The 8,860-nt window shown below is 65.7% G+C and carries 9 protein-coding genes; 3 read left to right on the top strand and 6 right to left on the bottom strand.

Annotation, left to right across the window (positions count from 1 at the left end; all coding sequences use genetic code 11):
* The 3 genes from CF68_RS26380 to tyrS form a co-directional block, all read right to left on the bottom strand.
* Window positions 1-642: YbhB/YbcL family Raf kinase inhibitor-like protein (locus tag CF68_RS26380; RefSeq protein ID WP_035824659.1), on the bottom strand; the 642-nt coding region annotated here is incomplete at its 3' end.
* A gap of 51 nt (window positions 643-693) precedes the next feature.
* Window positions 694-1,155, bottom strand: coding sequence for a D-aminoacyl-tRNA deacylase (gene dtd, locus CF68_RS26385; RefSeq protein ID WP_035824639.1), 462 nt, complete (start codon window positions 1,153-1,155; stop codon window positions 694-696).
* Window positions 1,156-1,165: 10 nt separating this feature from the next.
* Complete coding sequence (tyrS, locus tag CF68_RS26390; protein ID WP_035824641.1) at window positions 1,166-2,407, bottom strand: tyrosine--tRNA ligase; 1,242 nt, start codon at window positions 2,405-2,407, stop codon at window positions 1,166-1,168.
* A 245-nt stretch (window positions 2,408-2,652) separates the two neighbouring features.
* Here tyrS and CF68_RS26395 point away from each other — a divergent pair, with 245 nt between their 5' ends.
* Together CF68_RS26395 and CF68_RS26400 are read left to right on the top strand one after the other, a co-directional pair.
* The gene (locus CF68_RS26395) at window positions 2,653-4,044 is read left to right on the top strand and encodes a M23 family metallopeptidase (RefSeq protein WP_035824643.1); all 1,392 of its coding nucleotides are present in this window, start codon (window positions 2,653-2,655) and stop codon (window positions 4,042-4,044) included.
* Window positions 4,045-4,055: 11 nt separating this feature from the next.
* On the top strand, window positions 4,056-5,186 hold the full coding sequence (locus CF68_RS26400; RefSeq protein ID WP_035824646.1) for an anhydro-N-acetylmuramic acid kinase: 1,131 nt from the start codon (window positions 4,056-4,058) through the stop codon (window positions 5,184-5,186).
* On the opposite strand, the gene CF68_RS26405 is transcribed toward CF68_RS26400, so the two are convergent.
* Window positions 5,183-6,088, bottom strand: coding sequence for a LysR family transcriptional regulator (locus CF68_RS26405; protein ID WP_035824648.1), 906 nt, complete (start codon window positions 6,086-6,088; stop codon window positions 5,183-5,185). The two genes, CF68_RS26400 and CF68_RS26405, sit on opposite strands and share 4 nt — an antisense overlap.
* Before the next feature lie 90 nt (window positions 6,089-6,178).
* Between CF68_RS26405 and CF68_RS26410 the strand changes: the two genes are divergently transcribed.
* Window positions 6,179-6,976, top strand: coding sequence for a phytanoyl-CoA dioxygenase family protein (locus CF68_RS26410; RefSeq protein WP_035824661.1), 798 nt, complete (start codon window positions 6,179-6,181; stop codon window positions 6,974-6,976).
* A 60-nt stretch (window positions 6,977-7,036) separates the two neighbouring features.
* Here the strand turns inward: CF68_RS26410 and erpA are convergent, their stop codons facing one another.
* The gene (erpA, locus tag CF68_RS26415) at window positions 7,037-7,405 is read right to left on the bottom strand and encodes an iron-sulfur cluster insertion protein ErpA (protein ID WP_010813904.1); all 369 of its coding nucleotides are present in this window, start codon (window positions 7,403-7,405) and stop codon (window positions 7,037-7,039) included.
* Between the two features lie 112 nt (window positions 7,406-7,517).
* The coding region (locus CF68_RS26420; protein WP_035824664.1) for a group II intron reverse transcriptase/maturase at window positions 7,518-8,860 on the bottom strand (1,343 nt) is incomplete at its 5' end.

Below are 8,860 nucleotides of genomic sequence, written 5' to 3' on the forward strand. Positions count from 1 at the left end.
CGCCAGCTTCGGGTTCAGCGTATAGGTGCCGGTAAGGCTGGCCTGCGCCAGCACATGGCCCTGGATCGCCTCGCGCACCTGCGCGCCGGTGAAGGTGCCATCCAGCGGCAGCCGGTCGATGTCCAGCGCATACAGCGTGAACACGTAGTGGTGCAGCAGCGTGTCGTTCCACGGGGGGCACGGGCCGTCATAGCCGTAGTAGTCGCCCTTCATGTCGGCATCGCCGGCGAACCAGCCGGTGTAGTCGTTGATGCCGTGGCGCAGGCCGCCCGCGGTGGCGGTGCCGCCGGTGGCTTCGGGGCCCGGCTTGCCGCGCGCGATCACGCCGTCGCTGTGCGAGCCCGCCGCGATCGAGGTCAGGCCCGGCGGGATGTCGACCAGCACCCAGTGGAAGAAGTCCACGCGCGGCAGCGTGGCCGGCACTTCGCGGCCTTCCTGGTTGACGTCGTCGCCCTTGCTGGGGACGTCGCGGTCGTGGCAGATCAGCACGAACGAGCGCGTCTCGGCCGGGGCGTCTTCCCAGCGCAGGTCGGGATTGCGGTTGTTCGACAGGGCCACGTGGGCGGCGGCGTCGGGCACGCAGAAGGCGAACTCGCCGGGAATCGGCGCGTTGTCGTTGAAGGACTTGCTCCAGAGTTTCATTTGTCTCTCCTGTCTTGGTGCCGCGCCGGGGCGCGGCAGCTTGGAATCTGTTCAGGCCGGCGCCACCCGCAGCCAGAAGGTGACCGGGCCGTCGTTGACCAGGCTGACCTGCATCATCGCGCCGAACTCGCCGGTCTGCACCTGCGGATGGGCGGCGCGCGCCTGCGCCACGAAGTGCTCATACAGGCGCCGGCCGTCCTCGGGCGAGGCAGCGGGCGTGAAACTCGGCCGCGTGCCGCTGTTGGTATCGGCCGCCAGCGTGAACTGCGACACCACCAGCAGCCCGCCGGCGTTGCCGTTGCCGTCCATGTTCTGCACCGGCAGGTTCATCTTGCCGGCCGCATCGGAAAACACCCGGTACGACAGCATCTTGGCCAGCAGCCGCTCGGCCTGCACCTCGGTGTCGCCGCGCTCGGCGCAGACCAGCGCCAGCAGGCCGGCGCCGATTTCACCGGTGGTGCGGCCTTCGACCGTGACGCGGGCCTGGGCCACCCGCTGGATCAGCGCGATCATCCCGGCCGCCTCAGGCCAGCGTCACGCGCGCGAAGCGGCGCTTGCCGACCTGCACGACGTAGGTGCCGGCGGCCACCTTGGTGGCCTTGTCGCTGACCGTGGCGCCGTCGATCTTGACGCCGCCCTGCTCGATATTGCGGTTGGCTTCCGAGGTGGACGGCACCAGGTTGGCCTGCTTGAGCAGTTGCGCGATGCCCAGCGGCGCGCCGGTCAGGCTGACCGCCGGGATATCGTCCGGCACGCCGCCGCGGGCGCGGTGGTTGAAATCGTCCAGCGCCTTCTCGGCATCGGCCTGGCTGTGGAAGCGCGCCACGATCTCCTGCGCCAGCAGCACCTTGCAGTCGCGCGGATTGCGGCCACCCGCGATTTCCTGCTTCATCAGATCGATCTCGGCCAGCGGGCGGAACGACAGCAGCGTGTAGTACTGCCACATCAGGTCGTCCGAGATGCTCATCAGCTTGCCGAACATCTCGTTGGGCGCCTCGGTCACGCCGACATAGTTGCCCTTGGACTTGGACATCTTCTCGACGCCGTCCAGGCCCACCAGCAGCGGCATGGTCAGGATGCACTGCGGCTCCTGGCCGTATTCCTTCTGCAGCTCGCGCCCGACCAGCAGGTTGAACTTCTGGTCGGTGCCGCCGAGCTCCAGGTCTGACTTCAGCGCGACCGAGTCATAGCCCTGCATCAGCGGGTAGAGGAACTCATGCACGGAGATCGGAATCCCGGAGCGGAAGCGCTTGGTGAAGTCGTCGCGCTCCATCATGCGCGCCACGGTGTACTTGGCCGCCAGCTGGATCATGCCGCGCGCGCCCAGCGGATCGCACCACTCGCTGTTGTAGCGGATCTCGGTGCGGGCCGGGTCCAGCACCAGGCTGGCCTGGCGGTAGTAGGTCTGGGCATTGGCCTCGATCTGCTCGCGCGTGAGCGGCGGGCGCGTACTGTTGCGGCCCGACGGATCGCCGATGGTCGAGGTGAAGTCGCCGATCAGGAAGATCACCTGGTGGCCGAGGTCCTGCAGCTGGCGCAGCTTGTTCAGCACCACGGTATGGCCGATATGGATGTCGGGCGCGGTCGGATCCAGGCCCAGCTTGATACGCAGCGGCACGCCGGTGGCCTCGCTGCGCGCCAGCTTCTGCGCCCATTCGGATTCGATCAGCAGTTCGTCGCAGCCTCGCTTGGAGACTTCCAGGGCCTGCATCACCGACGGCGTCAGGGGGTATTTGGCCGTGGGGCCCGTGGCAACTTCAGTCATGACGTAAGTCTTTGAAATACTTGAAATTTTAGGAAATTTCCTGACAGCCGCCAGGGCTGGATTTTGGTATAATCCGCGATTCCCGGCGCCTACGGAAGCCTTTCCAGTGCGCTACACGCCACTTTGCACAGCAATGCAGGCGGCCAAATAACAGTGAAGAGCCCGCGCCGCACCTCGGGGGAGGAAGGCAGACGAGACACATCGTCCCCGGCAGCGGTGCTCAGACCAAGGTTGAATTTTACGTGATGTGGTCCAGACTCCGCGAAGTTTTCGCGCGTGAGCTGGTGGTTCTTGTCGATCCGACCAACCCCCAGCACGCGCGGCGGCGCAAACAACTGACGGCCTCGGTGGGCGCAATCTTCACGCTCGGCATGGCCGCGGCGATGGGCGTTGCGCCGCGCAGCGCCTTTGACGATCCGCTCGCACCGCGCACGCAGCAAGCGCTGCGCATGCCCGACGTGCGCGAGCAACTTGAACAGCTTACCGACAACCAGGCCGTCTACGTGCGCGAAGAACGCATGCAGCGCGGCGACACCATCGCCAGCCTGCTCAAGCGGCTGGGCGTGGACGATGCCGACGCGCAGGCGTTCATCGTCAAGAACCCGACCGCGCGCGGCCTGTTCAACCTGAACCCCGGCCAGGCGGTGCAGGCGGAGATCGACGAAAGCAACACGCTGGTGTCGCTGCAGGCCAACCTGGGCGGCGACGCAGCGGCCTCGCGCGAGCTGGTGATCGAGCGCGTGCGCGCGGCCAGCGACGACACCGCCGCCACCTACAAGGCCAAGGTGCAGCGCGTCGACAACGACGTGCACTACGAGATGGCCTCGGGCGCGATTTCCGCGGGCGGATTCTTCAAGGCCATGGACGCGGCCAACGTGCCCGACGAAGTCGTGCAGCAGATGCTGTCGATCTTCTCCGGCGTGATCGACTTCCACCACGACATCGCCAACGGCGACCGCTTCCGCATCATCTACGAAGCGGGCTTCCGCGACGGCACCTTCGTGCGCAACGGTCGCGTGGTCGCCTTGGAGCTGATCAACCGCAACCAGCTGCACCAGGCGCTGTGGTTCGCGCCCGAGGACAGCAAGGACGGCGGCGCCTACTACACCTTCGACGGGCGCAGCATGAAGCGGCCGTTCCTACGTTCGCCGGTGGAATTCTCGCGCGTGTCGTCGGGCTTCGGCGGCCGCGAGCATCCGCTGCATCATGACTGGGCACAGCACAAGGGCGTGGACTTCGCCGCCCCGACCGGCACCAAGGTGCTGGCCACCGGCGACGGCGTGGTCGAGTTCGTGGGCCAGCAGAACGGCTACGGCAATATCGTCATCCTGAACCACGCCAACGGCTACTCGACCTATTACGCGCACCTGTCCGGCTTTGCCGGCATGCGCCAGGGCCAGCCGGTGCGCCAGGGCCAGCTGATCGGCTATGTCGGCTCGACCGGCTGGGCCACCGGTCCGCACCTGCACTATGAGTTCCGCTTCAACGACGTGCCGCAGAACCCGCTGACCATCACGCTGATGGAATCGCCGACGCTGACCGGCAAGTCGCGCCAGGAATTCCTGACCTACACCAGCGGGCTGCTTAGCCGCATCAATGCGCTGCGCACCTACAACGTGCTGACCGCCTCCAACTGACCGCGCCCATCGTGACCCAGCCCGTAACTGGCAGCGAACGCTATATCGGCATCATGTCCGGCACCAGCATGGACGGTGCCGACGCGGTGCTGGTGGATTTCAGCGGTGCGCGGCCCGCCGTGCTGGCGGCCGCCAGCCAGCCCTTTCCCGACACCCTGCGCGCGGCCTTCGCCGCCCTGCAGCAGCCGGGCGAGGACGAGATCCATCGCGAGGCGCTGGCAGCCAATGCGCTGGCGCAGGTCTACGCCGGCTGCGTGGCCGCCCTGCTGGGCGAGGCCCAGGTCGACGCGGCCGCGGTGGCCGCGATCGGCGCCCACGGCCAGACGATCCGCCATCGGCCAGGCCTGTATGACGGCATCGGCTACACCCGCCAGAGCCAGCATCCGGCGCGGCTGGCCGAGCTGGCCGGCATCGACGTGGTGGCGGACTTCCGCAGCCGCGACCTCGCCGCCGGCGGCCAGGGCGCGCCGCTGGTGCCGGCGCTGCACCATGCACTGTTCGGCAGCGACGCCGAAACCCGCGTTGCCTGCAATATCGGCGGCATCTCCAATATCAGCATCCTGCCCGCGGCGGGCGGCGCCGTCAGCGGCTTCGACTGCGGCCCGGGCAATGCGCTGCTTGACTACTGGGTCGGCCGCCACCGCGGGCTTCCCTTCGACAGCAACGGCGACTGGGCCGCCAGCGGGCGTGTCGACGCCGCGCTGCTGGCGCAGTGCCTGGCCGAGCCCTACTTCAGCGCGGCACCGCCCAAGAGCACCGGGCGCGACCTGTTCCATCCGGGTTGGCTCGAAGCCCGCCTGGCATCGTTCCAACACCTCGCGCCTGCCGACGTGCAGGCGACGCTGGCCGCGCTGACTGCCGAAGCCATCGCGCGCGACCTGCGCACCCATGCGCCCGATGCGCGCCGCCTGATCGTCTGCGGCGGCGGCGCCCGCAATGCGTTCGTGATGGCACGGCTGGCGCAGGCATTGCCCGGCGTGGCCATCGAGACCTCGGAAGACTACGGCGTGCCGGTGTCGCAGGTCGAAGCCATCGCCTTTGCCTGGCTGGCACGCCAGTGCCTGCTGCGCCTGCCCGGCAACGTGCCCACCGTGACCGGCGCCGCCGGGCCGCGCGTGCTGGGCGCGATCTATCCGCGCTAGGGCAGGCGCATCGCGCCGCCCGCCTCCACCCAATCCATGAACGCCTGCGCCAGCGGTGAAGCCCGCATGGCCGGCGAGCGCGCCAGCACCACGCGCTGCGGCGTCACCGGCTCGCGCAGCGGCAGGCAGGCGATCGGCACGCCGTCGTAGCTGTGGTCGCCGGCCGGGCGCGTGCACGACAGCGCCACGCCATAGCCGTGCGCCACCAGTCCGCGCTGCATCTCGAAGGTCTGCGTGTACTGGTGCAGCACCGGGTGCAGGCCATGTGCCCAGAACAGCGACAGGAAGTACTCGCGCGTCTGCGGGATGTCCTCGAGGATCAGCCGTTCGCCGGCCAGGTCGGCCAGGCTCACATCGGTGCCGCCTGCCAGCGGATGGCCGGCGGGCAGCAGCGCATAGGGCGCCAGTTCCGCCAGCGTGCGGCGCTCGGTGCGGGCATCGAGCCCCAGTTCATAGGTCAGCGCCAGTTCGGCCTTGCCCGCCTGCAGCGTGCGGTGGACGGTCGCCAGGTCGGCCTCGAACAGGGTCACCGAGATGCCCGGATGGTGCTGGCGCAGCCCCGCCAGCAGACGTGGCACAAAGTACGGCCCGAGGTCCTGGAAGCAGGTCAGCGACAGCTGGCCGGTCAGGCCCCGGCCGGTGGCGTCGTCCACGGTGAGGCCGGCCGCCAGCGCGAGGATGTCTCGTGCCCGCCCCAGCAGGCGCTGCCCGGCCGGCGTCAGGGACAGCCCGCGGCTGACCTGGCGCTTGAACAGAGACTCCCCCAGGGTGTCTTCCAGCTGCGCGATCGCGGTGGAGACAGAAGGCTGCGACACATGGCGCGCACGAGCCGCCGCGCTGATGCTGCCGTGCTCGGCTGCGGCGACAAAGTATTCGAGCTGGCGGAAGGAGAAGGGAATCATGATTTCCTATATCGCAACATAGGAAATATATGCTTTTCCTATCCATGATGCATGGCGATACTGGGTGCATCGCCCCCACACAACATCGCCATGGACATCACCCAGGAACAGATCGACACCTACCAGCGCGACGGCGTGCTGGTGCTGCGCGGCGCCTTCACCGAATGGGTCGAACGGCTGCGCGACGGCTTTGCGCAGAACCTGGCCGAGCCGGGCCCCTTCGCCATTGAGAACGTACGGCCCGGCGAGAGCGGGCGCTTCTTCGAGGACTACTGCAACTGGCAGCGCATTACGCCGTTCGATGACTTTATCCGCCAGTCGCCGGCGGCTGCCATTGCCGGGCACATCATGCAGTCACAGGCGGTGCAGGTATTCCACGAGCACATCCTGGTCAAGGAGCCCGGCACGGCCAAGCCCACGCCGTGGCACCAGGACCTGCCCTATTACTGTGTCGAGGGCGCCCAGACCGCGAGCTACTGGATCCCGCTGGATCCGGTGACGCAGGCCAATACCCTGCGCGTGGTGGCCGGCTCGCACCGCTGGCCGCGGCTGGTGCGGCCCAAGCGCTGGGCCAGCAACGAGAACTTCTATGGGGGTGACGATGCCTTCATGGAGATGCCGGACGTGGAGGACGGCAGCCACATCCTGCTCGCACCCGAACTGGAGCCGGGCGATGCCGTGGTGTTCGACTTCCGCACCGTGCACGGCGCCGCCGGCAATACCGGCACCGGCCGCCGGCGCGCGTTCTCGGCGCGCTTCCTGGGCGACGACGTGCGCTTCATGCAGCGGCCCGGGCGCACCTCGCCGCCGTTCCCCGGCATCGATCAGCAGACCGGCGAGCGCATGCGCGAAGACTGGTTTCCCGTAGTCTGGCGCGCCGCGCAGTAAGCCATCGCGGAAAAGAAAAAACGCACCCGAAGGTGCGTTTTTTTCCGGGACCGGTGTCGGTCAGACCGAGAACGACGAGCCGCAACCGCAGGTGGTCGAGGCATTCGGGTTCTTGATCACGAACTGCGCGCCGTTGATGTCTTCCTTGTAGTCGATCTCGGCGCCGACCAGGTACTGGTAGCTCATCGAGTCGATCAGCAGGGTGACGCCGTTCTTGACCATGGTGGTGTCGTCTTCGTTGACTTCCTCATCGAAGGTGAAGCCATACTGGAAGCCGGAGCAGCCGCCGCCCTGCACGAACACGCGCAGTTTCAGTTCGGCATTGCCCTCTTCCTCGATCAACTGCTTGACCTTGTCGGCGGCGCTGTCGGTAAAGACGAACGGTGCCGGCACGTCCTCGGTAACGGGTGCCTCTGCGACTGCGTTCATGGGGTGTTCTCCTGTTTAGTTGGGTAGGGACAGGTCATTGCTGACCCATCCCCCCCTAAGAACCGTACTTGCGAGTTTCCCCGCATACGGCTCAAGCCGTTCAAAGTACTGTTTATTGTACCGGTTTCACTACGGGTCTGCCGTGGTGGTGCACCTGGTTGTGGCAATCAGGGTGTAGCAGCACACGATTCCCTAGAGCACCCGAGCCTCCGCGCGTACGGTACTCGATGTGATGGTCTTCCCATCCCGTCTCTTTGGTGATCTTGCACCCACACACCGCACACAAGCCCCGCTGGGAAATGTAGAGCTTAATCCACTGCTTCCGATGCGACATGTTGTGTAACATGCGCTCCTGACGCAGCGTTTCACCGTATCTTTCCTGCGCTGGGTCGAAGGGGTGATAGTCCCCTCGAACCCTCTTGTGCCTTTGGATAGGCGTACCCGCAAGGGAATAAAGCCCCACCCATCGGCTATTGCCGTCGTCATCCACGACCGTGGTTCCAAACACCCAACTCCGATCCCCGACTGGCGCGTAGTACCTCTTCCGCAGCCAATCGGTGGTCTTCTGTGGATGTCGCCGTTTCGCCCACCGCCATAAAGCCTTGGATACTTCATACTCCAAGCGGTTGAACGTGGCCTTCGCAACCACCGGGCTGTGATACTGCGCCCAGCCTCTTAGCATCGGGTTCAGCAAGTTGATGATGCTCACTTGCTTCGCCGTTTTGTTGCCACTGATGACCCCTTTCACCTTGCTATAGAACGTTCGCACGTTCTTCTTGCTCGGCTTGATGAGCAGCGTTCCCGAATACTTCCGGAAATTCCACCCAAGGAAGTCAAAGCCATCGGCGATGTTGACGATCCGCGTTTTCTCCGTCGATAGCGTCAGCCCACGTACTGCCAAGAACTGTTCTACCCACGGCTTCACTTCGCTTGCTAGGATCTCCGGCGTACTGCCAGTGATCACGAAGTCGTCCGCATAGCGCACTACATTCACTTTTAGCTTCTTCGTGTTGACGACGCCCAGTTTAGTCTCGAGAGACTTAACCAGTTGCCGTTCCAACCCGTTCAGCGCCACGTTTGCCAGAGTGGGGGAAATGATGCCCCCCTGTGGTGTTCCGGCTTCGGTCGCCTGAAGCTGGCCTTGAAATACCACGCCAGCTTTCAACCACTTCCGAAGGATTGCTTTGTCCATCGGGACATTGCGCTCCAGCCAGTCGTGGCTGATATGGTCAAAGCAGCCTTTGATATCCGCTTCCAAAATCCATTGGGCCGAGGCCTTTCTGGACAGGTTTAGGAATAGCTGGGACATGGCGTCCGCGGTAGAGCGGTTGATCCGAAACCCATAGGAGTTCGGATCGCTCGTCCCTTCAGACACCGGCTCCAGTGCCAGCAGATACAGCGCTTGCATGGCTCTATCCAACATGGTCGGGACGGTCAGCGCGAACTGCACAAGCG

This window comes from Cupriavidus sp. SK-4, from assembly GCF_000611125.1.
GTDB lineage: Bacteria > Pseudomonadota > Gammaproteobacteria > Burkholderiales > Burkholderiaceae > Cupriavidus > Cupriavidus necator.